This is a genomic window from Flavobacterium macrobrachii (genome assembly GCF_014486675.1).
Lineage (GTDB): Bacteria > Bacteroidota > Bacteroidia > Flavobacteriales > Flavobacteriaceae > Flavobacterium > Flavobacterium macrobrachii.
Genome location: NZ_JACTAC010000051.1, coordinates 1 through 26,250, shown reverse-complemented (window position 1 = coordinate 26,250; position 26,250 = coordinate 1). Strand labels below are relative to the sequence as shown.

Sequence of the window (26,250 nt, the reverse complement as noted above, 5' to 3'; positions counted from 1 at the left end):
TCTGGCGACCTTAAATGTCAATCTGGGGACATTAAATGCGAATTCAACGACATCAAATGCGAATTCAACGACATCAAATGCGAATTCAACGACCAACGATGCCAATTCAACGACGTTAAATGCGAATTCAACGACATTAGATGTCAATTCAACGAAATTAAATGCGAATTCAACGACCTTAAATGCGAATTCAACGACATTAAATGTCAATCTGGCGACCTCTCAGATTCGTATGCTGACTGTTCCAACTCGTATGTCAACCATTCCGTCTCGTTTACATTCCGTTCAGCATCCTCCGACAACCTCTCCGTCCAATCCTCTTTCCTCTTGCTTCTTGCTTCTTTCCTCTTGCTTCTTTCGTCTTTCCGCTCCAAATCCTCCAACAACCTTTAAAATGGTTTTCAACCATCAACCACCATCGGTAAACTACAAACCCCAATCTATTAACTTCCAAAAAAAACAGTATCTTGCTACGATAAATCCAGTACTATGTTGAAAAATTTATTAATGTTCATCTTGTTAGGTTGCTCTACTATAGCAGCGGCTCAAGCGGTAAAGGGCAAAGTATATGACGAGAAAAATCAGCCACTCTATGGCGCTACTATATTTCTTGATGGTACCTCTATCAGCACTATATCGGGCGAAGATGGTTTTTTTCAACTGCCAGTGCTTTCTAAGGTCAATTCAAATTTGGTGGTTAGCTATATTGGCTATCAAACCGTTACTATCAGTGCTTTTACTACAGATAAAGACATAGAGGTAAAGATGGTGCCTTCTACTAACTCACTAAAAGAGGTGGTTATCAAAAAGAACCGCTTTACTAGAAAGGAAATGCTCAAACTGTTTAGAGAGCAATTCCTAGGCGATACTAAAGCGGGTAGAAAGGCAGTAATTCTAAACGAGGACGCACTCGATTTTGAATACGACGAACAGTATAAAGTCTTCAAAGCCTCGTCAGACCAACCACTCGTGATACAAAATCCTGTTTTGGGCTATGAAGTTACTTATGAAATTAGCGATTTTATAGTCGAGTTTAAAACATTGAGTATTAAATCGATTGATACCTATAGAATACTTTTTACGGGTGTTTCTCGTTTTAAAGAAACAGCCAGCACAGCCGATGTGGTAAAAGAGCGAATGAAGTCCTATAGAGGTTCGGTGCTCCATTTCTTTAGAAGTTTGGTGAGTAATAAACTGGCAGAGAACAAATTTCTTTTGGTTAAGCGTAAAAAAGCAGCTTCGGTTAAAGATAATTTTCAAATAAAGGATAGTGAAGGATTAAAGGAGGTAAAGCTTATCAATAATCCCATTCAAATAGTATCTAAGAATAACCTGGAGCAACCTAAGTTTTATTCGTTTTATCAAGTTTCTTTTGAGAGTAGTAAAACTTCGGGCATAACGTTTTTAACTCCTACTTTTAACATTGATGCTTATGGGATACATTCTAATGTAAATCAAATTCTTTTTGAAGGCGATATGAGCAATAAGCGCGTTGGCGATTTGTTGCCTACCAATTATGGCATAGAAGAGTAGTATGTTCTATAAATAGTAAGCAACAAGCGGCGAACTGGCTTTTTTTACAACCCAACAAAAAGGAATGTTGCGCTATAGCAATAAAGAATACCGGCTAGAGATTGTTCAATTGATACAATAGAACTATATTTGCAACACAACAACACACAACACTACACGATGAGTTCTGATAACAGTCAACGCTACAGTCAACGCGGCGTATCGGCATCCAAAGAAGATGTTCACAACGCTATAAAAAACATTGATAAAGGTTTATTTCCAAAAGCTTTTTGCAAAATTGTTCCCGATTATTTAACTAATGATGACGATTATTGCTTGATTATGCATGCTGATGGTGCCGGGACAAAATCGTCTTTAGCCTATATGTACTGGAAAGAAACAGGCGACCTCTCGGTTTGGAAAGGTATTGCTCAAGATGCGTTAATCATGAACATAGACGATCTGCTGTGTGTAGGCGCCACAGATAATATATTGCTTTCATCCACTATTGGAAGAAATAAAAATCTTATTCCGGCCGAGGTTATCTCTGCTATTATCAACGGAACGGAAGAATTGATAGAGGAGTTGAAAAACTTTGGTGTTACGATACATTCTACAGGTGGTGAAACTGCCGATGTAGGCGATTTAGTGAGAACTATCATAGTGGATTCAACAGTTACGGCAAGAATGAAGCGCAGCAATGTAATTGATAACGCTAACATTCAAGCAGGCGATGTTATTGTAGGATTGGCTTCTTATGGTCAAGCTACTTATGAAAAAGGTTACAACGGCGGAATGGGAAGCAACGGGTTGACCTCGGCTAGGCACGATGTTTTTGTCAATGAGTTAGCACAGAAATTCCCCGAAAGTTTTGATGCTGCTGTTCCTTCTGATTTAGTGTATTCTGGCACGGTAAAATTAACCGATGCGGTAGAAGATTCTCCAATTGATGCCGGAAAGTTAGTTTTATCGCCTACAAGAACTTATGCTCCAATAATCAAATCGATATTAGATAAATATTCTCCAAACGATATTCACGGAATGGTGCACTGTTCTGGCGGAGCGCAAACGAAAGTGTTACATTTTGTGGATAATGTTCATGTGATTAAAGATAATTTATTTCCAATTCCGCCATTGTTCAAACTGATACAAGAGCAATCTAAAACGGACTGGAAAGAAATGTATCAAGTGTTTAACTGTGGTCACCGCATGGAGTTGTATGTTCCAAAAGAAGTAGCCGATGATATTATTAGTATCTCAAAATCATTTGGTGTTGAGGCACAAATTGTAGGTAGAGTAGAAGCTTCTACCCACAAAAAACTCACTATTGAAAGTGAGTTTGGCGTGTTTGAGTATTAATCTAAATCGTCATTGAAAACAATTGGCGCTGCGGCTGATTTTCTCTCAATCGTAAATCAAAAGCCATGCAAACGTTTCGAACAAATGGTTTTCCTTTTTCGGTGATTTTTAATGAAGTATCGGTTATTTCGATTAGCTCGTCATGAAGCATTTCTTCTAAAGAAAACAATACTTCGGCTAACTGTTCAAAATACAATCCTGATGACCAATCGGTTTTTAGATGGCACATTAAATTCAAGATGTGTTTGCGAATAATCAAATCTTCATCGGTTAGAATATGTCCTTTAAAAACCGGTATTTCATTATTGTCTAATCGAGTGTAATAGTCTTCCAAAGTCTTTTCGTTTTGAGCAAAACCATACCAACTATCACTGATGGATGAAACACCAAGACCAATCATCAACTGAGTTTTTGACGATGAATATCCCATAAAGTTGCGATGGAGTTTATTTTGTTTAAACGAATGGTATAAACTGTCGGTTCTCAAAGCAAAATGATCCATGCCAATTTCTTTGTATCCTTTGAATGCTAAAAGCTGTTTGCCTATTTCGTAGAGTTTTCTTTTTTCTTCGTCCTTTGGAACATCTTCGTCTTTAAAACCGCGCTGACCATTGCCTTTTATCCACGGAACATGAGCATAACTATAAAATGCCAGTCTATCTGGCGAAAGCGATTTTGTTTTTTCAATCGTATCCACAACATCTTCTAAGGTTTGGAACGGTAAACCATAAATCAAATCATGAGAAATAGAAGTATAGCCAATTTCTCTTGCCCAAAAAGTGACTTTTGCCACATTATGAAACGATTGCACTCGATGAATGGCTTCTTGCACCTTTGGACTATAATCTTGAACACCAAAACTCACTCGGCGAAAACCTAAATCGAATAATTTTTGCAGATGTTCTCGCGTTGTATTGTTTGGATGTCCTTCAAAACTGAACTCATAACCATCGGCTAAATCCGCTTTTGCTAAAATTCCATTGATAAGTCGCTCTAGATTTTCGGGTGAAAAGAAAGTTGGTGTTCCGCCGCCAAGATGGATTTCTTTAATCTTAGGTTTATTTGGAAAAATAGCACAATACAAATTCCATTCTTTCAGAACGGCATCAATGTATGGATGTTCTACTTCGTGGCGTTTGGTAATTCGTTTATGACAACCACAAAAAGTGCACAGCGATTCGCAAAAAGGTAAATGAATATACAAGCTAATTCCTTCGGATAGATTACTTTCTGAAAACGATTTTACAAATGTATTTTTCCATTCTTTTGATGAAAATGTTTCGTCGTTCCAATATGGAACTGTTGGATAACTGGTGTATCTTGGACCAGGAACGTTGTATTTTTGTATCAATGAAGTTGACATAGCAATCAAAATTATAGGTCAAAAGTAGTTTGATGTAACTTGTAATAAAATGATAATTGTCATATTGATACCATAAAAAAAGTTCCGTTATTTTTCGATAACGGAACTTTTACTATTTCAATTTCAAAATTTAGGGGAATTATATTATGGAGCATTTATTGTTTTCCTACTATCGGATTATGCTTTTTTCGTAATTGCTTTTCAAGATGCGTTACTATAACGTCGTAATTTTTTATATCAACGACTTTAATGGTTTTTAACTTAAAAGTTTCATCACCAAGCACATTTATTCCGTCAATATTTCGTTCTTTTAATTTTAGAGCAAAAGGAGGTTTTCCTAAAGTGGAGAAAAGATGAATTTTTACTCTACTTCTTATTTTTTTACTTTTTCCAATGTAAAAAGGAATCCATTCTTCGTTTTTTTCTTTATGTTTATATTTTCTTTTTTCAATTACGTTAGGAGTGAATTTGTGTAAAAACTTTTTTTCATCTCCTTCAATTCCTCTGAATTTTTTAGTAAATAAATCTATCCATTCTGTATAGTCTTGTAATGTATCTCTTTTTATTTCAATAAGATATATTCCTCTATAATCTAATTCATTAAGAATAGTTGTTTCAGAATTAATATCGTTTAATTTAAATTCACATATTTCTTCAAATTCTATTTTGCTTAATTTATCATCAATAAGTTCTAGTTGAGAAGTGATAATTTCATCTATTTCTATTAACTCAATATTATTACTCATAATCTGTTATTTTATTTTCGAATATATACTTTTTTATGGTTTCCATTATCATATTTCAAAATAATAATTTGATTATAAGTTTCAATAGGAATTTCCTGTCCGAGAAGATTATATGCTTTTATTACTTTCGCTCCATCTTCTTGATTAAACTCAGGTAACGAAAGATTTTCTTCTGTACTTGTAGAAACAATTTGTCCTCCATAAGAACCGTTATAAGATGGATTACTATATAATGTAGGCAAGTCAAATGAATTTTCTACGTTTGTATTTAAATTATATTTAATTACTTTAGCTTTATATTCATAAATTCCAACTTGTGGCATTTGATACCCTGCAATAATTGCACAAATTTCTTGTGTATCTGCAAGAAATGTCAAATCCCATTGAGGATTTGTAATATTTATTGGTGTGATATAATCATAAGTATTTATTATTGATGCATTTTCTGTGTCAATTTCGAGTAATGAATAACCATCAGCTATTGTTGTTCTAATTACAAAAAGTCTGTTTTGAGCAAAAACAATATCTAAATAACCTCCAAGCCCATTTTGAATAATAGGTAAAACCAAAGATGTTACTTCATTGGTAATGATGTCAAATTTAAAGATGACGCCGTTAACTCCTAAAACATATATGTCTTTTGTTGTATTTGAATAGGTTAAAATACCATTCCAACCACCATTCAAATTAATAGGATAAGATTCTATCACATTACCATTAGACCGATTTATTTCCTGAAGGATATTATCTGAAGTTACGAATAATCTATTGTCAGCTGTAATTACTCCTTGATATTCGTAATCTCCAGAAAGTGGAATAGAAGTTTCATTGTTTGTAATAATATTTTTAAATACTATTTTACTCTGAAAAAGTCTATCTAATACAACTATTTCATTAGTTTGAGAATTAAAAGTTATTGATTCAGGTAAATTGTCATCAAAATTTGTTATGTAATCTGCATTACTTAATATTTGACCTGTATTAGAATCTAGAGTTAGTAAAGTAGGTGTTCTTTCGGAATTTAGTTTACTTATCACTAAATTTTGTGAAAAACCACAAAGATTAAATAGCAAGGAAAGTGTAATAGATAATTTTGTTTTCATTTAATTAAAATTTATATTTTTTGACTTTTAGGTCAATCTACAAATATATAAAAATATTTAAAATATAACCATTTACGGTTAGTTTGTTTTTTAAGTAAAGTTATCCCTTTGAAGTATGGATAAGAACCACTTCAATAAAATTTTCGGGGAATTTATCAAGCAAAAAAGAATTGAAAAAAATGGTCGCAAAGTGAACTTGCAGACAAACTAAACAATAATTTTCAAAATATTTCAAGATTAGAGCGAGGAGAAATAAGTCCTACTCTTTATTGGTTGGATGGTTTGGCGAAAGCTTTTGATGAAAAACTTTCAAGTATAGTTTTAGAATTTGAAAAATTTAAAAATAATTAAAATAAGTTCATTTTAAAACATCATAATTTGATATATAAATAACCAAACTTATTTATCAATACCATAAAAAAAGTTCCGTTACCTTTCGATAACGGAACTTTGAAGTTTTTTTTGAGAAAATTATTTTGTTGGTGCTTCAATCAGTTCAATTTCAAAAACGATGTTAGCATTTGGCGGAATTACATTTCCAGCTCCGCGTTCACCATAACCTAATTTTGAAGGAATGAAAGCTACAATTTTATCACCATAATTCATAAAACTTAATGCTTCAATAAAACCTGGAATTAATCCGCTTTTGTTTCCATATTGGAAAGGAAAAGGTTGATATCCATTTGCTTTTGCACGGTTTTCATCAAATTTTCCGTATTCTTTTGCTACTACTTCATAACTGCTGTCAAACAAGCTTCCGTCTTCAAGATAACCTGCATAGTGAATTAAAACGTTTGTTCCGTCAGCTGGTTTCTTTCCTGTTCCGTTTTGGATGATTTTATATTTTAAACCGGTTGCAGTTTCAGTAGATGTAGCTTTAACTTCGTTTAACTGTTTTACTTTTGCAGCTATAACGGGTGCATATTTTGCAGCATATTCCGCTTTTTTAGCCGCTTCAGCTTCTTCGGCTTTTCTTTTGTTTTCGGCAGCTAGTTCGGCTTCTTTTTTGTCTTCATTAGCTTTGTTTGCCATGTAATCTGTAAAGATTTTTGCAGCATCAAATTTCTTAGCTTCAGCACCTTTTCTTACAATGGTAATTTTGTTAATCAAATCGTCTTGTTTGATAGCATTTACCACATCCATTCCAGAAGTTACATGACCAAAAACAGTGTGTTTTCCGTCTAACCAAGGCGTTTCTTTATGTGTAATGAAAAATTGCGAACCATTGGTTTTTGGTCCAGAATTTGCCATCGATAAAATTCCGCCACTGTTGTGTTTTAAATCGGCAACAATTTCATCTTTAAAAGCATAACCTGGTCCGCCAGAACCATTTCCAGCTGGATCGCCACCTTGTATCATGAAATCGGCAATCACTCTGTGGAATTTTAATCCGTTGTAAAAAGGTTTACCTTTTAATTTTTCGTCTTTTACTTCAGTATTTGTTCCTTCGGCTAGCGAAACGAAATTAGCTACAGTAATAGGAGTTTTTTTGTATTCTAAAGCAATTACAATTTTACCTTTGGAAGTTTCAATTTCGGCAAAAACACCTTCGTTTGCATTTGTAGTTTGTGGTTTTGCAGCTACTGGCTTTTTAGCCGTTTGTGCTACAACGGTTGTCATTCCTAAAAGGAATAAAAAAAGAATGTTGTTTTTTATTTTCATAATTATTTTATTTTTTGTCTTTAATTTCAATTTCAAATATGATGTTGGCATTTGGTGGAATAACATTTCCTGCACCTTGTTCGCCATAAGCCAATTTTGACGGAATAAACAAAACTGCTTTATCGCCAAAATTTAATTTATTTACCGCTTCAATAAAACCTGGAATTAGATTTTTTGAACCAATTTGATAAGGCAATAAGCTGTATCCGTTTTGCATAGCACGTTGTTCATCAAAAGTTCCAAAGGTTTTTGCCACTTCTGGATTGCTGGTATCAAAAAGTGTTCCATCTTCTAGAAAACCTGCATAATCAATACTTATGGTTTCTCCATTTTTTGGTTTTTCTCCTTTTGATTTATGGATTACGGTAAATTTTAATCCCGATGAAGTACTGATTGCTTTTTCTTTTACTTGAGCAAAATAGCTTAACTTTTTATCAATTGCAGGTTTGAATTTCTCTAGTTTTTTACGCTTTTCAGCATCTGATAATTCTTGTTGCTTTTTGCGGTTTTCAGCTTCTTTTTTGAAGTAATTACTAAATACTTTTACGGCATCAAATTTCTTTGCGTCTTCGCCTTTTCTGATTATGGTTACTTTGTGCAACATATCATTTTGGGTAATAGAATTCACAATTTCTTGACTTTCTGGATTTACAATTTCACCAAAAACAGTATGTTTTCCGTCTAGCCAAGGCGTAGGAACAATTGTTACAAAAAATTGACAACTATTAGTTCCAGGGCCAGAATTTGCCATGGATAAAATTCCAGGTTTGTCGTGTCTTAAATCGGTTATTTCATCAACAAAAGTATAACCAGCATCGCCAGCACCAGTTCCAAGCGGATCACCAGTTTGTATCATAAAATCTTCAGCATCGCCATTTGATTTTGATATAACTCGGTGGAATTTAATTTCGTCAAAAATTCTCTTTCCTTTGCATTCTTCAGAGGCAAAAGTATTTTTTCCTTCGGCTAATGTGATAAAATTAGCAACCGTAATTGGTGTTTTTTTGTAGTTTAATTCGAGAAGAATATTGCCTTGTGAGGTTTCTAGTTCGGCATAGATTCCGTCTTTTAAATCTTGATGTTCGTCTTTACACGATGTGATTGTAATGGATAAAGCAAGCAATAGGCATACAATAATTCTATTCATTTTTGATGATATTTACTGGAGTTTGTTTGTTTTCGGGTTTAAAATCGTTTAAGGTTACAGTACAAATTAAGGGTTCGTTGGTACCAATTTTTTTCTCATCACCATGATAACCAAATCCCATGTTGGATGGAAAAAGAAATGTTACTTTTTCGTTTTTACGCATCAATTTAATACCATCGCGCAAACCCATCATGATGTTTTGTTTGTCAACGGCATAAACCTGAGGACGCAATTCTACTTCTGAGTAAACTACATTACCTTTCAAATCTTTTATTTCATAATCAAAAAAAGCAATGTCACCTTTTCTTGGGCGAAGTGTATCTTTTTCGTTTCTAATGTCATAACTATACCAATATCCTTTTTTGGAAGCATAGTATTTTATTTTTGGATTACTTTTGATGATAGAATCAATTTTTGCTTCTTCACCTGCAACCAATTTTTTATTACGAATAATCGATTCTTTCATAAAAGTTCCCGATGAACGAGAAACTGGCATGCGAGCTTGTTGTTGTTTGCAACTTGCCAACGTTACTAAAAGCAGAGCAACTAATGTTATTTTGGATGTTTTTTTCATTCTACTGTTTTGTTTCTGAAATAATTTTTTCAAATTTTTCGATGGTTTTCTTTAAGCTTTCATACGATTTTCCTCCAGCAGCATTGATATGTCCGCCGCCGTTAAAATGGTCACGAGCAAATTGATTAACATCAAAATCACCTTGAGAACGGAACGAAATTTTGATGATATTTTCATCGCGATGTTCAATAAAAATAGCTGCAAATTCTATTCCTTTAATCGTTAATCCATAATTTACAATACCTTCGGTATCGCCTTTTTCATAGTGAAATTCGTCCAATTCTTTTTGAGAAAGCGAAATATAAGACGTTTTCAATTCCGGAAAAACTTTCATGTTTTGCAAAGCTCGTCCTAAAAGTTGTAAACGATTGTATGAATTATTATCGAATAATAAATTGTGAATTTCACTATTATTGATGCCAATGTCAATTAAATCAGCAACAATTCGATGTGTTGTACTGGTTGTTGAAGGAAAACGAAACGAACCCGAATCGGTAGTAATTCCGGTGTAAATACAAGTGGCAATAGTTTTGTCGATTGCCTCTTTTTTGCCCAAATACGAAATGAAATTATATACCATTTCACAAGTTGAACCAAAAACGGTATCCGAATAAGTATAAGTTGCATACGAATCGGGTTTTTGATGATGGTCAATCATTATCATTGGAGCGGTAACTTTGTTTAGCACATGTTCCATTTCTCCAGTTCGGTGTAAAGCATTAAAATCTAGTGTAAAAACAATTTCGGCTTCTTGAATTATTTTGATACAATTTTCTTTATCGTTTTCAAAAATCAAAACGGTTTCAGAACTTGGTAGCCAAGCTAAAAAATTAGGGAAATCGTTTGGTGCAATTACAACAGCTTGATGATTTTCTTTTAGTAGAAAATGATACAAAGCTAATGTTGAACCCATTGCGTCACCATCAGGACTTCGATGAGGAATAATTACAATTTTTTTTGGTGTAGCCAATAACTCTTTTATGGCTAAAATGTCATCGTTTTTCATAGATGGCGAAAATACAAAAATTGAATACAGATTTTATAGATTTTAGCAGTTTTTTATTGCTTATTTGGATAAAAATAATCCGAGCCAAACGGCAAAAAGGCCAGCAATAATGCTCGAAGCAATGTAAGCAAATGCCAAAAAGGAATTATTGCTTTGAAAAAGGTTAATGTTTTCTAGTCCAAATGCCGAAAAAGTTGTAAATCCTCCACAAAATCCGGTGATTAAAAACCATTTCAAATTACTGTCGGTTAAATTATTTTTCTCTAAATAACCAATGAATATTCCAATTAGAAAACAACCTACAATATTGGTTAAAAAAGTAGCTAACGGAAAATTATTTTGCCAAAATTTTGCCACAAAAAGCGATGTTAAAAACCGCAAAACACTACCAATAGCTCCACCAAAAGCAATATATAAAATGGTTTTTAGCATTTATTTTTTTGGATTGTTTTTGTTGATTTTGAACTTGTTTTTGCTACTGTCATTGAATTTGTTATTGCCATTGACTTTGACTTTTGAAAAACTCGCTTCTTCGGTTTTACTGGAAGGTTCAATCAGTTTATTGAGTTGTTTGATTTCGTCATCGGTTAAATCGCGGTAACGACCAACGTGAACATCGAGTGAAATATTGATAATTCGGATGCGTTTTAAAGCGGTAACTTCATAGCCAAGATATTCACACATTCTGCGAATTTGACGGTTTAAACCTTGCGTCAAGATGATTTTAAAAACAAATTTACTGATTTGTTCTACTTTGCATTTTTTGGTTACCGTATCAAGAATCGGAATTCCATTTCCCATTCTCTCAATAAATCTATCGGTTATTGGACGATTTACCGTTACGATGTATTCTTTTTCGTGATTGTTTCGCGCACGAAGAATTTTGTTAACAATATCGCCATCATCGGTCATAAAAATTAAACCTTCACTGGCTTTGTCCAATCGACCAATTGGAAAAATACGTTTTGGATAATTGATGTAATCCACAATATTATCACGAACATTTTGATTGGTTGTACATTCAATTCCAACAGGTTTATTGAATGCTAAATAGATTGGTTTTTCGTTTTTTTCACGAATTAATTTTCCGTCTACACGAATTTCATCTTCAACTGAAACTTTGGTTCCCAGTTCTGGAACAACACCATTTATGGTAATTCGTCCTTGTTCCAATAGTTTATCGGCTTCACGGCGAGAACAATAACCTGTTTCGGAAAGAAATTTGTTAATTCGAGTTTGATTGATTTCCATTTATTTCGAGAATGCTACTTTTATTTAGTCTTGATGGCAAAGATACTATTTTTGAGCATAAAATTTTTCATAAGTTCGTTGATAAGTTCGTTTCAAAAAACAGAAAAAAGATTTGTAAATAGTAAGTTTTTGTTATTTTTACCCACATGAATATACAAGGAAAACTTATAATAATTGGTGGTGCTGTTGATAAAGGTAGTTTCACCGAAACTGATTTAGACAAAAATGCTTCAAAGAATTTAAATTTCTTCGAAGAAGGTATTTTAAAGCGGATAATTAAAGAGTCTAAAAATAAAGAACAATCTCGAATTGAAGTCATTACCACTGCTTCCAAAATTCCAAGAGAAATTGGACCAGAATATGTAAAAGCATTTCGCTATTTAGGTGCTGAAAATGTTGATGTTCTTCATATTGAAAGAAGAGAACAAGCCAGTGAAACTGAAATTCTTGATCGATTGAAATCGGCAGATGTAGTAATGTTTACTGGTGGTGATCAACTTCGATTGACTTCAATTCTTGGTGGAACGCCATTTGATGAAATTTTAATTTCTAAATATCGTAACGAAGATTTTGTGTATGCTGGAACTTCGGCTGGTGCAGCAGCTGCTTCTAATAGTATGATTTATCAAGGAAGTAGTAGTGAAGCATTGTTGAAAGGTGAAGTAAAAATTACGTCTGGTTTAGGATTGATTGACGATGTGGTTATTGATACGCATTTTGTGCAACGCGGGCGAATTGGTCGTTTGTTTCAAGCGGTTGTTGGTAACCCAAAAGTACTTGGAATTGGACTTGGAGAAGATACAGGTTTGTTGATTACAAATGGCCGTCAAATGGAAGCGATTGGTTCTGGATTAGTAATTTTAGTAGATGGAAGAGAAGTAAAAGATACTAATTTGACACAAGTAGAATTAGGTCAGCCGATTTCAATCAACCATTTGGTAACGCACGTTATGAGCAATCATGACCGATTTGATTTGGATACTTTTAAAATGACAATTCACTCTTCACAATACGTTTAATTTTAATATTAGATTTTAGATATAAAATTTTAAATATCTAAAATCTCATATTTGATATCTAATATTTAAATGAAAATAATCATCCACGGCGGATTTTTCTCGGAATCATCAACTAATCATGAAACTAAAGTTGCAAAACAACAAGCGTTACTTCGTATTGTGAAAGATTCGTATGACTATATGAAAACCCATTCGGCTGTAGAAACAGTAGTTTTTGCAACATCACTTTTGGAAGACGATGAATTGTTCAATGCTGGAATTGGTTCTCAGATTCAAAGTGATGGAAAAATCAGGATGAGTGCGTCTTTGATGGATTCTACTACGATGAAAATGAGCGGTGTGATTAATATTGAAGAAGTAAAAAATCCTATTCAAGTTGCGGAAGTTTTGATGACTGTTGATGACCGAATTCTCAGTGGAGAAGGAGCAACCGATTTTGCTAGAAAGCATGGTTTTGATAAATTTTCGACTGAAATTCCTCAAAGAAGAAAAGAATATGAAGCCAAATTAGCTTCAACTGGAACTGGAACCGTTGGTTGTGTGGCTTTGGATAACGAAGGAAGAATTGCTGTGGCAACTTCCACTGGTGGAAAAGGTTTTGAAATTGTTGGTCGAGTTTCTGATTCGGCTACAGTTGCTGGAAATTATTGTAATGAGTTTTGTGGCGTAAGTTTAACTGGTGTTGGAGAAGACATTGTTAGCGGTGCAGTTGCTGCAAAAATTGTAACTCGTGTAACCGATGGATTTTCGTTAGAACAAGCATTTGAAAAAACCTTTGCTGAGCTAAAACCCTTTGACGGTTTCGCAGGCGCAATTGCGATTGATAAAAACGGAAATATCTTCCATCAAGACTCGCATCCAAGTATGGTTTTTGCCAGTTTTGATGGAGAAAAAGAAGAAGTTTTTAATTAGATTAGTTTTTAGTTTTAAATAACTGAATAGTGTAATCCAATAATTTTTGGTTTCCAGTTTCGCCATGACCTGGAACTACGATTTTTAGGTTAGGATATTCCTTTTTGATTTTTTCTACAGTTTTTGACCATTCGGCTGTATTTGCATCGCCTAAATAACCTTTTGTGGTTTTTAATTCTTTAATCAAACAACCACCAAAAAGAACATTTTCACTCGGAAAATAACCGACAATGTTATCTTTGGTATGACCTTCGCCGAAAAATTTGGCGATGATTTTTTCAGTACCAACGTTTAAAACCAGCGAATCGTTAAAACTGTTTTGAGGTAAGGTTTCGTTATTGTTTTTTGCGAATTCTATCGTTTTAAAATTGGCATAGGATGGAATGTTTTTGCTGTGAAAAATAGTTAAACCACCTAAGCAATCGTTGTGAAAATGGGTTGGAATAACTGCGTTAATTTTGGATTGTTGCGTTTCGGTTATCCATTTAATTAATTCTTCGGAAGTTTTAGTATTGGTTGGTGTATCAAAAACGATAGCTTCGTTGTTATTGCTCACAATCAAACCATTGCAAGGCACATTTCCAAAATCTTGAGTTTGCAAAAACGATGTATGCACAAATGCGTTTTGTGAAACTTGAGTAATGATTAAATCTTTAGATTGGTAAACTTCTTTGGGTTGAAATACGTTACTTTTCTTAGAACTACAGTTGATGAAAAATAAAGTAATTGAAAAGAAAAGTAGAAGTTTTTGAGTGGTTTTCATTTTTTGGAAATTCAAATTTTAAAAAGTACAAAATGTTACTAAAATTCATGTTTTATTAGAAAAGTTTGTTGATGTTGAATGTAGTAAATTTGAATTAACAGAGTTTACAGTTTCTAAAGGTTTGAAATTAGTTGCTAAAGCGTAAAAACGTTCTGCTAAAAGATATAAATGAGTTGCTAAAGCGTAAAAGCCTTTTGCTAAAAGATATAAATGAATTGCTAAAGGGTGAAAACCTTCTACTAAAGGTTATAAATGAATTGCTAAAGGGTGAAAACCTTCTACTAAAGGTTATAAATGAGTTGCTAAAGCGTAAAAACTTTTTACTAAAAGATATAAATGAGTTACTAAAGTGTGATAACCTTCTGCTAAAGGATATATATGAGTTGCTAAAGGGTGAAAACCTTCTGCTAAAGGATACAAATGAGTTGCTAAAGAATGAAAACCTTCTGCTAAAGAATGATATGTTTTAGTTGTTTTTTTGTTGATACGAGCAAGATACTTGAACTAGCGGTGTTTTTATTTTTTAGTCAACAAAAAATTATAGCCACACATATGACAGATTGGACCAAAGCTTTCAAAATCAACACCATTACTATTTTCGCATTTTGGACACATTATACTTCGTAATTTTCCATCTCTATCACTATAAAGTTCTGAACCAATATTCCATAATTTGCCAAATTCAGAATGAAATTTTTTTATAAGAAAATTATTTTCTGTTTCAATAAGAGATTCAAAATTTCTATTGATTTCAGCATCAGTTAAATTTAATGAACCAAAAAATAATTTATTTTGAGTAAATATAAATTTATGATGCATATTTTGATAATTCCCACGTACTTTTAAACCTAGTGATTTGCAATAAATATAATTTCCTTCATGCTTTAATATTTTAATAAGCGCTTTACTAATGACGATTTCAGATTTACCAGCTTCTTTTGGTCTTATTAAGTCAGATGTATTTAATATCAATAAGGTTTTTTGTTTTTTTTTTTGCTCGTTCAATTATTAATTCAGCAAAGTATTCGCTATTAAAATATGCGACAGCAATATGTAAGTCAGAATCTTCTAAAAATAAATTTGATAACCTCTTTATTATTAAATTATTATCGCCTGGTTTTAAGAAGTGTGTTCTCATAAAATGACTGCTAATAATAAAATATACGAAAGTGTTTTAATTTGTCAAATAACATTCGTTAAACCATCTCAATAATTGTTTTTTATAAATGTTTATAGCTATCAAATTAACCTACTAAAACAAAAAACCTCTCAACAATGTCGAGAGGTTTTGTTATAAAGATTGAAAATTTATTATTTAATCGTTAATGCATTTTCAATTAAAAAGGAAATGTAATTTCGGTGTGCTTTTGTGCTTTCGTCTAATGAAGAAGCTGTACTAAGCATCAGTTTAATTTTCTTTAAGGTTTGACGTGCGGCAGCTTTTGCAATATCGTCATGACGATTTCTAGTATCGTTGATGTCGGCAATTTTTGCAACTTCTTTTACAAAATAAGTTTGTAGGTATTGGCGTTGCATGTTTACTTTACCTATTAAATCGGCTCTGAAAATTCCATTGGTTAAATCGGTCATGATTTCGGCAACGGTATAGCTATTTCCATATAAACTTGTGTTAGAAACTCTTTGTAACGTTGTTGGGTGAAGAATATGTCCAAGCGTTGCATCGGTTTGAATAGATTGATAAATATCGTCTAATTTTGGATCTTCGGTAGAAGAGAAGAAGTTAAAACCACGTCTTTGTAATTGTAAATAAGGATACAATGGTGCATCAACGCTGTAGGCATTTGGAGCAAAAACGTATTTGTTCAACACTTCAATAGCTCTTTTTTGTTGTGCTTTTGAAACAGGTGTAAACGGTTTTTCGGTTGTGTTTTGACCAACGAAACTTCTGTCTACCATTACACCACCAACATAACGGCTAACTACTGCTGCCATGTTTCTTCTTTGATTGTTTAGGTTTGAAAAACGCGCTCTTAGTTCGGCATAACTTTGACCTTCTTTGCTGTATTTAGTTTTCAATTTAGCCATAACATTGTTAACCAATTGAAATCTTTCTTCCGCATTTCCAATTGCATCACTACTTAAATCATTAATCATCACGCGTGGATCGATTGCTTTTCCTGGTGATCTCATATCGTCGGCATCGTTTCCAAAAGCTAAAGCTGGTTCTGTGCTTCGGCTTAAGATTTTTGTCAATTCAGCTTCTTCTGATTTTTCATCAAATTCTCTGTAACCATATTCAATTGCCCAAAGGTCATATGGTCCAGGTTTTACAGTGTAATAATTTCCTTGTTTGCTTCTGTCTAAAGAAAGATTTATGGCAGGATAATCCATTACTGAACCAATAAGACCAACTTTTTCGGTGATGGCTTTGTTGTGTAATTCGGCTGGAGCTAACATTTGGCTCGATTTCATGTTGTGGTTTAACCCTAAAGTATGTCCCATTTCATGCAATACTAAATAGTATAAAAATTCCTTGTGAACTTCTTTCAAAGTTTCTGGATTTTCACCAAAAGCTTCTGCCAAAGTTGTTCCCATGATGAACTGATTTTTAAGTTCGCTAGCCATTGTACAAGCACTTCCGTCTTTGTGGAAATAATGGTTTAGGTGTTCAGAATCACCTGAATTTTTTACAGAATATAATTCATCCAAAGATGGAGAACTACTTCCCGAAGCCCATTCGATTGTGATATCAGAACCTAAAATTTGTCCTGTTCTTGGATTTGCAAAACTTGGTCCAATGGCACCATAAGTAGGATAAGCCGAAGCAACCCAACGAATTACGTTGTAGCGAACATCGCCAGCATCCCAATCGGCATCATCTGGTTGGATTTTCATAACAACTGCATTTTTGAAACCAGCTTTTTCAAACGCTTCGTTCCATTTATTTCCAGCTTCAACAACGGTTTGACGATATTCTACTGGCGTTGTGTTTTCAACCCACCAAACGATTGGTTCCACAGGTTCGCTTAAAAAAGCACCTGGATCTTTTTTGGTCAAATACCATCTGTGGATAATATCTTTATAAGGCGTTGCTTTCATGCTGGTTTGGTCGTTTACCGTTTGTCCAAAATAACCAACGCGCGGATCATCTCTTCTTGCTCTGAAATCGTTTTTAGGCATTTCAAGAAAAGTATGTTGGATACGAACACGAACATAACGTGCGTCAGTAATGTCATCGCCACCGCCATTTAACGGAGCTGGATTGTCATACGCCAAATCAACTAAAACATCAGTATTGTTTGGATAGGAGCGAATGCTGTGGTATTTTGATTTTGCAGCATTGAAATTTCCTAAATTGAAAACGGCTCCAGGTGGAATTCCTGGTGGCATAATTGGTTTTACAGGATCCATTTTTTCGCTAAGAAATAAACCGTCGGCAGCAATTAGATAACCATTGCTATCTTCGGCTACTACTTTTTCGGCTAAGAAAATGGCTTCCGAAATATCGGTTCCAGCGGTTTTGCTCACAGCGTTGTTTTTGTCATAATAAAAATTGGTGTTTACAATACCAAATTCAATTTTATCATTTGCTTTATTGATGTTAATGATGTTGGTTGATCTGTGCATACTTTGATTTAAACCCAAAGTTGTTGGTCCATTCATTGAGTAACTTTGGTAGATAAATTCTTTACCCAATTGGTCTTTTTTGACAAAAAGTTGAATGCTACCCGTTACTGTGTCTTGGTAAATGGTAAACAAACCTTCCGATTTTTTGCTGGATTTTATTTTCTCAGCGATTGTTGGTTTAGCAGGTTTTGCTTTTTTGATAGAGTCTGCTTTTGCAGCAGCAGCGATTTCTTTTTTGTTCTTCTTTTTTCGTTCTGACTTGTCTTGCGCTTGAGACAAACCTGTGCACAAAAGAACTCCAAGAGAAAGCATGAACGTAAGTCTAATTTTGTTCATAAATTAAAATTTAATAGATTGATGAAAGGTTTGGTGTTAAATATAAAATTTGTCTAAAATACAATATAATTTGGTATGTCAAGTATAAGGGAAAGTCTTTTTTTTAGTTGTTCAAATTTTGGAACTTTGAACTTTAACTAAAAAAATAAACCTCTTTAAAATTGCTTCTAAAGAGGTTGCTTTTTATAAATAGTATAAATTTTTATTTTTTTGAGAGGTTGTGGAACAGTTACTGCTGTTAGCAATAGTTTTTTAATCATTAAACACGTCTTTATCGATTTCGATTTCAACTTCTGTTATTTTTACTTCTTGATTATTTGCGAATTCAAAAGTTCCTTTTCCACTAACTAATTTGTTATATGGTATATCAAAACTTGTATCTCCTTTTGATGCTCCCATAATTAAATTTGCTGAAAATCTACTATTATTAAAATTAAACTCATTTTTTGGAATGTCAACATATAATTTTGCTTCATTGATTTCGACTTCCCAATCATTTACTCCATAATTTCCAGGATTTGTATTTGATAGTATGTCATTCCAGATTTCAACATCATATTGTAATTGATGTATAATTTGTTTTCTAATTTCATGTAATTGCATAAAGTAATGTTTTATCGTTTTTTTATGTTTTTTCTGTCATTTTTATAATTTTGTGTGAACTTTGGATATAACCAAATTACAAGAATTGAGTAAACAACAATGTTTAAAATCATTCCTCCAACCAAAGTTTCGTTTTTTTCAATTAATGATTTGATTAGCATATAAAATGAAAGTAGAAAACCAAAAATAATAAATATTAAGCAACCGAAATTTCCGCTATGTTTTGCAACTAATGCTAATTCATTCATTAAGTTGTTTTTGAAAGCGTCATAATCCATTTCGGAATATTCTGTTGCTTTTTTCTTTGCTTGATTTTGCCAATTGTTCATTCTTTCTTCCACTTGTTTAGAATTATTACCTAAAAAAATCTCATCATAAATTTTTCTTTTTTCACTATCTTTTAGTATTTCATATGCTTCGGTAATTTCCCTAAAATAAAAACTTGCGTTTTCAGATTTATTATGGTCTGGATGATATACAAATGCTAATTTTCTATACGCTTTTTTAATTTCTTCGATTGTAGCATTTTTATTTAGTCCTAACGTTTTATAGTAATTTTTCATTTATGTTGAGTTATTGAATTCGTTTTGATTCGGGCAAAATTACTTTTAACACTCAAATATACAAAAGTCTTTTAATCTAAATTTTATGTAAAGCAAAAAACCTCTCAACAATATCGAGAGGTTTTAGTATAAAAAAGGGAAAATTTAATTAGTAATTAAAGATTTCGTCTAAAGTTACTTCTTCAATTTGACCTAATTTTTTAAGTGCTTCAAAGTCTAAGCTTTCTTTTTTACCAATAATAGCTGTATTGTATTTTTTGGTTTTTACTTCTTTGTTAAAGAAATCGTCAGTAGTTTTTAGGGTTAAACCTTGAATACTTTTGTAAATGTCTTTTCTAATATCGTAGTCGATTCCTAATTTTTTCAAATTTAATTGGTTGAAATAGATATTGGCTTTGATAATTCTGCTGGAAGCCATTTGTTTCAAACTAGATTCTTTTGCGTTATCAAATTGCTTTTCAATTTTTGGCATTTCAGATAATAATGTATTGATAGCATCAACTGCTTCTGGTAGTTTGTTTGCTTGTGTTCCAATTGAAACTTGCATATAATCACTTAGATTTTTATCGATTGCCATTCCATAAAATGCTCTTGCTGAATAAGCCAATGACTTCGATTCTCTAATTTCTTGGAAAACGATTGATGATAATCCTGAACCAAAATAGGCGTTGAAAACATTTACAGTTCCAGCAATTGCAGGATTGTATTTTTCTCCTTTGGCAACTCTGGTCATTTCGGCTTGAACCATGTCATAATTTGCAAAATAAACTTTGTTTGTCGTTACTGGTTCTGCATATTTTTTTGGCGTTGGGATAGCTTTGTTAGCTGCCATGTTATGGTGTTTTTCTAAACTAGCCACAATTGGGTTTAGGTCATTTCCATAGAAGAAAATTTCGTGTTGGTAATCGTTTACACCTTTGATAAGGTTAGTTAATTCTGCAACATTCATTTCTTTCAATTGTTTCTCTGAGAGAATATCGCGGAAACGAGATTCTTTTCCAAACTTAGCGTAATTGGTTAATGCATTCATAATGCTTTCTTTACGCTTTTTAGCATTGGCACGATTGTTTAAAATAGTTTCCACTTGAGTATTGTAAACTTCTTGATCTGGTTTTACGTTTTTGATAAAATTTTCAAGTAGTTCGATACCTTTTGGAAGGTTGTTTTCTAAACCAGAAAGTGTGATGTAGCTCAATTCAGTTCCAACATTTACAGAATACGAAATTCCAATTTTGTAGAATTCTTTTTTGATTAGTTCAGCACTTTGTTTATCAGTTCCAAAATAATCAAGCATTCCAACAGCTAACGCTAATTTTTTGTCGTGGTCTGAACCCATGTTGAAGATGTAGTTCAAACGAGCAATTGAATTGGTTGTGTTTTTGATGAAACTAACAGTAGTATTTTTAACTTTTTTAGTTTGAATTTCTTTTTTGAAATCAACAAAAACAGGTGCTAAATCAGCCGATTTTAGATTTTGAAAATCTTTATAAAATTGTGATTGTGAGTCTCTGTTTAATTGAACCGGAGTTATTTTTGGGTTAGAAACACGAACTAATTTATCGTTTACACCTTTTCTTTTGTAAACAATTACAAAGTTATCTTTGAAGAATTCGTTAGCAAATTTTACTACATCTTCTTTTGTAATTTTTGAATATTCATCAATTTCAGAAACAACTTCGTTCCAACTTCTACCTTGAATAAATGCACCATACATAGTCGTTGCTAAACCATCAGCTGATTCGAAGTTTTTCATTTCATCTAATTTCATGTTATTGATGATGGCTTTTATCATCCATTCGTCAAAGTCGCCTTTTTTGATTTTATTAACTTCTGTTAACAAAAGACTTTTGCCTTCTTCCAATGTTTGTCCTTCTTTCACAGATATACTCATTCCAAAATATCCATAATCATTGAAAGTTGAAGTATATGCTCCAGCGCCAAGTGCTGATTGTTTTTGATTTATATTGGTGTCAATTAGACCTACATCTCCTTGATTAGAAAGAATTTCGGCAATTATAGTTGCTAAACGAGTTTCTTTTGTTCCAGCGCCAGCAGTTCTCCAAGCCATCATTAATCTTTCAGCAGTTGGACTTTTTACTTCTCTTTCAACTATTGTTGTCATTGGTTTTTCATCAACAGTACTTTTATTTGGTAATTCTTTATATTTGAATGTTCCAAAATATTGATCAACCATTTTAATAGTTTTATCAAAATCTAAATCACCAACTAGTACAACTGCCATATTATTTGGTACATAATAAGTGTTGAAATAGTTGTGAATAGCAACCATTGAAGGGTTTTTCAAATGTTCAGACTTTCCAATTGTAGTTTGTTGACCATATGGTGTAAGAGGAAATAATGCATCCATTAATTCATAATTCAGTAAGCGACCATCATTGTCTTGTGCACGATTGAATTCTTCATAAACTGCTTCTAATTCTGTATGGAAAAGTCGTAAGACCAGTTCCGAAAAACGCTCTTTTTCAATTACCATCCATTTTTCCAACTCAGTTGAAGGAATATTATTTTTGTATACAGTTTCATTTAGCCAAGTGTGCGCATTGGTTCCTTTTGCCCCTAACGATGAAATCAATTTATCATATTCATTTGCAACCGAATATTTAGAGGCTTCTTGCGATACTTCGTCAATTTGTTTATAAATAGCGGCTTTCTTTTCAGGATTGGTTTCTGCTTTGTGTTGTTCGTATAAATCAGAAATTTGAGCAATTAGTTTTTTCTCAACTTCCCAATTTTGAGTTCCAATTTTACTTGTACCTTTAAATACCATGTGTTCAAGGTAGTGAGCTAAACCAGTATTGTCGGCTGGATCGTTGTTTGAACCTGTTCTTACAGGAATATAAGTTTGAATTCTTGGCTCATCTGTATTTTGAGCTAGATAAACTTTCAATCCGTTTTTTAGGGTATAAATACGAGTTCCGGTTTTATCGTTTTTTACCGTTTCGTAACTGTAACCTTGTTTGTCAGTCTTTTTTTCTGTGGAAGAATTTTGTGCCATGACTGTTGTTAATGAGAGAATTAAACAACCGGTTAATAGTATTTTTTTCATGTATATAAGTTTGTTTCAAAAATAGAGAAACTATAAACTCCTTAATCAAAAAAAATGTTAAAAATAGACTATTGCTGAGAGTTTTATCCATAAAAAAGCCCAACTAAAAGTTGGGCTTTTCTATATAAGTAAGTTAAAATCGAGGTTGTACAAACGTTTATTTTACTTTATTCACAACAGCTTTAAAAGCTTCTGGGTGATTCATTGCTAAATCAGCTAATACTTTACGGTTCAATTCGATACCGTTTTTCTTAACTAATCCCATGAATTGAGAATAACTCATTCCTTCCAATCTAGCTCCAGCGTTAATACGTTGAATCCATAATGCACGGAAGTTTCTTTTGTTTTGCTTTCTATCGCGGTATGCATAAAGCATAGCTTTTTCAACTGCGTTTTTAGCAACTGTCCAAACGTTTTTACGACGACCAAAGAAACCTTTGGCTTGCTTCATTATCTTTTTTCTTCTTGCTCTTTTAGCAACTGAATTTACTGATCTTGGCATAATTTTTCTGTTTTTTTTGTAGCAGGCGTCCTGAATTTAATCAAAGGAACTTAAAGCCATACTCCAAGGTTATTAAATAATTTTTAAACCTAAAGAACTATTAGATAATTCTTAATTGTTCTTTTACACTCTTCATATCTGTTTTGTGAACCAAAGCAGAGTGTGTTAACGCTAATTTACGTTTTTTAGACTTTTTAGTCAAAATGTGACTTTTAAAAGCGTGTTTTCTTTTAATTTTTCCAGAGCCAGTAACTTTAAAACGTTTCTTAGCACTAGATTTTGTTTTCATTTTAGGCATAATTTCCCAAATTTATTTGTGATTCAACTTACTTACTTTTTTTTAAGCGACACAATTCGCTTACTTTTTATTGTCATTCCCGCTTTTCACTACAATCTCTTCGAGGATTTTCGTTTCAATCGGTCCCGAAACTTCGGGATAAACAGTAAACCATTTTCTTAACTAGAAATTATTTACCTTTTTTCTTTGGAGCAATGAACATAATCATTCTCTTACCTTCAAGAACTGGCATAGCTTCAACTTTACCAAATTCTTCTAAATCCTGTGCCAAACGCAACAATAAGATTTGTCCTTGTTCTTTATAGATGATAGAACGACCTTTAAAAAACACAAACGCTTTCAATTTAGAACCTTCTTTTAGGAATTTTTCAGCATTCTTTCTTTTAAATTCATAATCGTGCTCATCGGTTTGAGGTCCAAAACGAATCTCTTTAACAGTGATTTGAGTAGATTTAGCCTTTAACTCTTTATCACGTTTCTTTTGTTGATAAATGAATTTTCCATAATCCATCAATTTACAAACTGGCGGATCAGCGTTTGGAGAGATTTCTACTAAATCTACTTCCAATTCAGTTGCTAAACGCAAAGCTTCAGTGAATTTGAAAACTCCTGGTTCAATGTTTTCACCTACTAAACGTACTTCAGAAACACCACGAATTAATTCATTAATTCTATGCGCTGCTGTTTTTTCTACTCGAGGTTGATAACCTCTGTTGTTTCTAATTGCTATGGCTATATTATTTTAGTTAAACTTCAAATGTTTTTAATGTTTTGGTAATTTCTTCGTTAACAATTTTAGCAAATTCATCAATTGTTACTGTAATATTACCTTTTCCTTCTTGTCCGTGACGACGAACAGAAATCGTTCCGTTATTTGCTTCTTCCTCGCCAACAATCAGCATAAACGGCATTTTTTGAACTTCCGCATCTCTGATTTTTTTACCAATCGTTTCGTTACGGTTGTCAATTAGGGCGCGAATTTCGTGATTTTCTAGCAATTCTAAAACTTTTTTAGCATAATTTTCATATTTCTCACTCAAAGACAAGATAATAGCTTGCTCTGGCATCAACCAAAGTGGGAAATTTCCAGCTGTATGTTCCAGTAAAATAGCGATAAAGCGTTCCATTGAACCAAATGGCGCACGGTGAATCATAATTGGTCGGTGTAATTTGTCATCGGCACCTTTATAAGTTAATTCAAAACGTTCTGGTAAATTATAATCCACCTGAATTGTTCCTAATTGCCAGCTTCTGCCTAGAGCATCTTTTACCATGAAATCCAATTTTGGACCATAAAAAGCAGCTTCGCCACTTTCAATAACATAGTTTAATCCTTTATCACGTGCTGCACTAATAATTGCATTTTCTGCTTTTTCCCAGTTTTCAACGTTACCTATATATTTATCTGGATTTTCTAAATCACGAACTGAAACTTGCGCTGTGAAATTTTCAAATCCTAATGAACCGAATACATATAATACAAGGTCAATTACTTTTTTGAATTCACTGTCTAATTGATCCGGAGTACAAAAAATGTGAGCATCGTCCTGAGTAAATCCACGTACGCGTGTCAATCCATGCAATTCTCCCGATTGTTCGTATCGGTAAACCGTTCCAAATTCAGCATATCGCTTTGGTAAATCTTTGTAAGACCAAGGTTTTGTGTTGTAGATTTCGCAGTGATGCGGACAATTCATTGGTTTTAATAAAAACTCTTCGCCTTCTGCAGGTGTGTGAATTGGTTGAAAACTATCAGCACCATATTTTGCATAATGTCCAGAAGTTACATAAAGTTCTTTCTGACCAATATGTGGTGTAACTACTTGTTCATAGCCGGCTTTCTTTTGAGCTTTTTTTAAAAATTGCTCTAATCTATCTCTTAAAGCTGCACCTTTTGGTAGCCATAACGGTAAACCTTGTCCAACTTTTTGAGAAAACGCAAACAGTTCAAGTTCTTTTCCAAGTTTTCTATGGTCACGACGTTTTGCTTCTTCTAATAATTCTAAATAGTCAGTCAAATCTTTTTGTTTAGGAAAAGAAATACCATAGACACGTGTTAACTGTTTGTTTTTTTCGTCACCGCGCCAATAAGCACCAGCAACGCTCATTATTTTCATAGCCTTGATGATTCCTGTATTCGGAATATGTCCACCACGACAGAGGTCAAAAAAGTTAGAATGGTCACAAAACGTTATCGTTCCGTCTTCTAGATTTGAAATCAATTCCGTCTTATATTCGTTGTCTTTATATATGGCTAAAGCTTCAGCTTTAGAAACTGGACGCATTTTAAACTCATGCTTTTCTCTCGAAACTTCTAAAACTCGGTCTTCAATTTTCTTAAAATCAGCATCCGTAATTTTAGTATCACCAAAATCTACATCATAATAAAAACCATTATCAATTGCTGGACCAAGAGTTAATTTAATTCCAGGAAATTGTTCTTCCAAAACCTGTGCCATCACGTGCGAAGTAGAATGCCAAAAAGCTTTTTTACCTTCTTTATCATTCCATGTATATAATATAAGAGAACCGTCGGTCGTCAATTCGGTTGATGTCTCAATAGTTGTACCATTAAAAGCTGCTGAAATTACATTTCGAGCTAATCCTTCACTGATGCTTTTTGCAACATCCATCGGAGTAGTATTTTTTGCAAACTCCTTAATCGAACCGTCAGGTAGAGTAATCTTTATCATTATTTATAAATTTTTAAGTCCAATTCCAAAACTTCAGAATGGGGTACAAATATATAAGATTAAAAAAACACATACAATACATACAAGTTAATTATCTAGAGTAAAACTTCTGGATTATATGATTTAGAAATTTTTATCTTATAATCATGTTTCTTAAAAATTAAGTTATAAAATTATAAATTT

The 26,250-nt window shown here is 33.0% G+C and carries 24 protein-coding genes and 1 pseudogene; 6 read left to right on the top strand and 19 right to left on the bottom strand.

What is annotated here, in order from left to right; translation table 11 throughout:
• The 3 genes from IAI56_RS16130 to IAI56_RS11310 all read left to right on the top strand — a co-directional run.
• The coding region (locus IAI56_RS16130) for a hypothetical protein (protein ID WP_222941006.1) at positions 1-496 on the top strand (496 nt) is incomplete at its 5' end.
• Between the two features lie 20 nt (positions 497-516).
• Positions 517-1,533 (top strand): carboxypeptidase-like regulatory domain-containing protein, encoded by a 1,017-nt coding sequence (locus IAI56_RS11315; RefSeq protein WP_187657982.1) that lies wholly within the window; start codon positions 517-519, stop codon positions 1,531-1,533.
• Positions 1,534-1,692: 159 nt separating this feature from the next.
• Positions 1,693-2,871 carry an AIR synthase related protein gene (locus IAI56_RS11310; RefSeq protein ID WP_187657981.1) on the top strand — a complete coding sequence of 393 codons (1,179 nt, stop codon included), beginning with the start codon at positions 1,693-1,695 and terminating at the stop codon, positions 2,869-2,871.
• Between the two features lies 1 nt (position 2,872).
• Here IAI56_RS11310 and hemN read toward each other — a convergent pair whose 3' ends face one another.
• The 3 genes from hemN to IAI56_RS11295 all read right to left on the bottom strand — a co-directional run bounded on the left by hemN (position 2,873) and on the right by IAI56_RS11295 (position 6,083).
• Positions 2,873-4,234, bottom strand: coding sequence for an oxygen-independent coproporphyrinogen III oxidase (gene hemN / locus IAI56_RS11305; RefSeq protein ID WP_187657980.1), 1,362 nt, complete (start codon positions 4,232-4,234; stop codon positions 2,873-2,875).
• 155 nt (positions 4,235-4,389) lie between these two features.
• Positions 4,390-4,980, bottom strand: coding sequence for a hypothetical protein (locus IAI56_RS11300; RefSeq protein ID WP_187657979.1), 591 nt, complete (start codon positions 4,978-4,980; stop codon positions 4,390-4,392).
• A gap of 11 nt (positions 4,981-4,991) precedes the next feature.
• Positions 4,992-6,083, bottom strand: a complete 1,092-nt coding sequence (locus IAI56_RS11295; RefSeq protein ID WP_187657978.1) for a hypothetical protein — start codon at positions 6,081-6,083, stop codon at positions 4,992-4,994.
• Positions 6,084-6,269: 186 nt separating this feature from the next.
• Between IAI56_RS11295 and IAI56_RS16455 the strand changes: the two are divergent.
• Positions 6,270-6,434: pseudogene (locus IAI56_RS16455) on the top strand (helix-turn-helix domain-containing protein); the annotation flags it as partial.
• A 120-nt stretch (positions 6,435-6,554) separates the two neighbouring features.
• Here IAI56_RS16455 and IAI56_RS11285 read toward each other — a convergent pair.
• From IAI56_RS11285 to rluF, 6 genes are read right to left on the bottom strand one after another with little or no spacing between them, the layout of a single operon-like run.
• Positions 6,555-7,739 (bottom strand): peptidylprolyl isomerase, encoded by a 1,185-nt coding sequence (locus tag IAI56_RS11285; RefSeq protein WP_317192439.1) that lies wholly within the window; start codon positions 7,737-7,739, stop codon positions 6,555-6,557.
• Between the two features lie 13 nt (positions 7,740-7,752).
• Positions 7,753-8,892 (bottom strand): peptidylprolyl isomerase, encoded by a 1,140-nt coding sequence (locus tag IAI56_RS11280; protein ID WP_187657977.1) that lies wholly within the window; start codon positions 8,890-8,892, stop codon positions 7,753-7,755.
• Positions 8,885-9,466: a gliding motility-associated peptidyl-prolyl isomerase GldI gene (gene gldI, locus IAI56_RS11275; RefSeq protein ID WP_187657976.1), complete on the bottom strand. Its 582-nt coding sequence runs from the start codon at positions 9,464-9,466 to the stop codon at positions 8,885-8,887. The genes IAI56_RS11280 and gldI overlap by 8 nt, the downstream gene beginning before the upstream one ends.
• 1 nt (position 9,467) lies before the next feature.
• Entirely contained in the window at positions 9,468-10,472 is a 1,005-nt protein-coding gene (locus IAI56_RS11270; protein WP_187657975.1) for a DHH family phosphoesterase, read from the bottom strand.
• A 60-nt stretch (positions 10,473-10,532) separates the two neighbouring features.
• Entirely contained in the window at positions 10,533-10,904 is a 372-nt protein-coding gene (crcB, locus tag IAI56_RS11265) for a fluoride efflux transporter CrcB (RefSeq protein WP_187657974.1), read from the bottom strand.
• Entirely contained in the window at positions 10,905-11,723 is an 819-nt protein-coding gene (rluF, locus tag IAI56_RS11260) for a 23S rRNA pseudouridine(2604) synthase RluF (RefSeq protein ID WP_187657973.1), read from the bottom strand. It abuts the gene before it with no gap.
• 146 nt (positions 11,724-11,869) lie between these two features.
• Between rluF and IAI56_RS11255 the strand changes: the two genes are divergently transcribed.
• Complete coding sequence (locus IAI56_RS11255; protein ID WP_187657972.1) at positions 11,870-12,742, top strand: cyanophycinase; 873 nt, start codon at positions 11,870-11,872, stop codon at positions 12,740-12,742.
• 69 nt (positions 12,743-12,811) lie between these two features.
• The gene (locus IAI56_RS11250; protein WP_187657971.1) at positions 12,812-13,654 is read left to right on the top strand and encodes an isoaspartyl peptidase/L-asparaginase; all 843 of its coding nucleotides are present in this window, start codon (positions 12,812-12,814) and stop codon (positions 13,652-13,654) included.
• Between the two features lies 1 nt (position 13,655).
• Here the strand turns inward: IAI56_RS11250 and bla are convergent, their stop codons facing one another.
• From bla to thrS, 10 genes are all read right to left on the bottom strand, one after another.
• On the bottom strand, positions 13,656-14,417 hold the full coding sequence (gene bla, locus IAI56_RS11245) for a subclass B1 metallo-beta-lactamase (protein WP_187657970.1): 762 nt from the start codon (positions 14,415-14,417) through the stop codon (positions 13,656-13,658).
• A gap of 516 nt (positions 14,418-14,933) precedes the next feature.
• A complete protein-coding gene (locus IAI56_RS11240; protein ID WP_187657969.1) occupies positions 14,934-15,422 on the bottom strand; it encodes a phospholipase D-like domain-containing protein in 489 nt (162 codons plus the stop codon).
• A 306-nt stretch (positions 15,423-15,728) separates the two neighbouring features.
• Complete coding sequence (locus IAI56_RS11235; protein WP_187657968.1) at positions 15,729-18,341, bottom strand: zinc-dependent metalloprotease; 2,613 nt, start codon at positions 18,339-18,341, stop codon at positions 15,729-15,731.
• A 252-nt stretch (positions 18,342-18,593) separates the two neighbouring features.
• On the bottom strand, positions 18,594-18,944 hold the full coding sequence (locus IAI56_RS11230) for a hypothetical protein (protein WP_187657967.1): 351 nt from the start codon (positions 18,942-18,944) through the stop codon (positions 18,594-18,596).
• A gap of 11 nt (positions 18,945-18,955) precedes the next feature.
• Complete coding sequence (locus IAI56_RS16365) at positions 18,956-19,507, bottom strand: DnaJ domain-containing protein (RefSeq protein ID WP_187657966.1); 552 nt, start codon at positions 19,505-19,507, stop codon at positions 18,956-18,958.
• Between the two features lie 148 nt (positions 19,508-19,655).
• Positions 19,656-22,574 carry a M16 family metallopeptidase gene (locus IAI56_RS11220; RefSeq protein WP_187657965.1) on the bottom strand — a complete coding sequence of 973 codons (2,919 nt, stop codon included), beginning with the start codon at positions 22,572-22,574 and terminating at the stop codon, positions 19,656-19,658.
• Positions 22,575-22,731: 157 nt separating this feature from the next.
• Entirely contained in the window at positions 22,732-23,076 is a 345-nt protein-coding gene (gene rplT / locus IAI56_RS11215) for a 50S ribosomal protein L20 (RefSeq protein WP_169522733.1), read from the bottom strand.
• A 100-nt stretch (positions 23,077-23,176) separates the two neighbouring features.
• A complete protein-coding gene (rpmI, locus tag IAI56_RS11210; protein WP_187657964.1) occupies positions 23,177-23,374 on the bottom strand; it encodes a 50S ribosomal protein L35 in 198 nt (65 codons plus the stop codon).
• A gap of 169 nt (positions 23,375-23,543) precedes the next feature.
• Positions 23,544-24,044: a translation initiation factor IF-3 gene (infC, locus tag IAI56_RS11205; protein WP_288110596.1), complete on the bottom strand. Its 501-nt coding sequence runs from the start codon at positions 24,042-24,044 to the stop codon at positions 23,544-23,546.
• Positions 24,045-24,120: 76 nt separating this feature from the next.
• Positions 24,121-26,067, bottom strand: coding sequence for a threonine--tRNA ligase (thrS, locus tag IAI56_RS11200; RefSeq protein ID WP_187657963.1), 1,947 nt, complete (start codon positions 26,065-26,067; stop codon positions 24,121-24,123).
• Between the last annotated feature and the right edge of the window lie 183 nt (positions 26,068-26,250).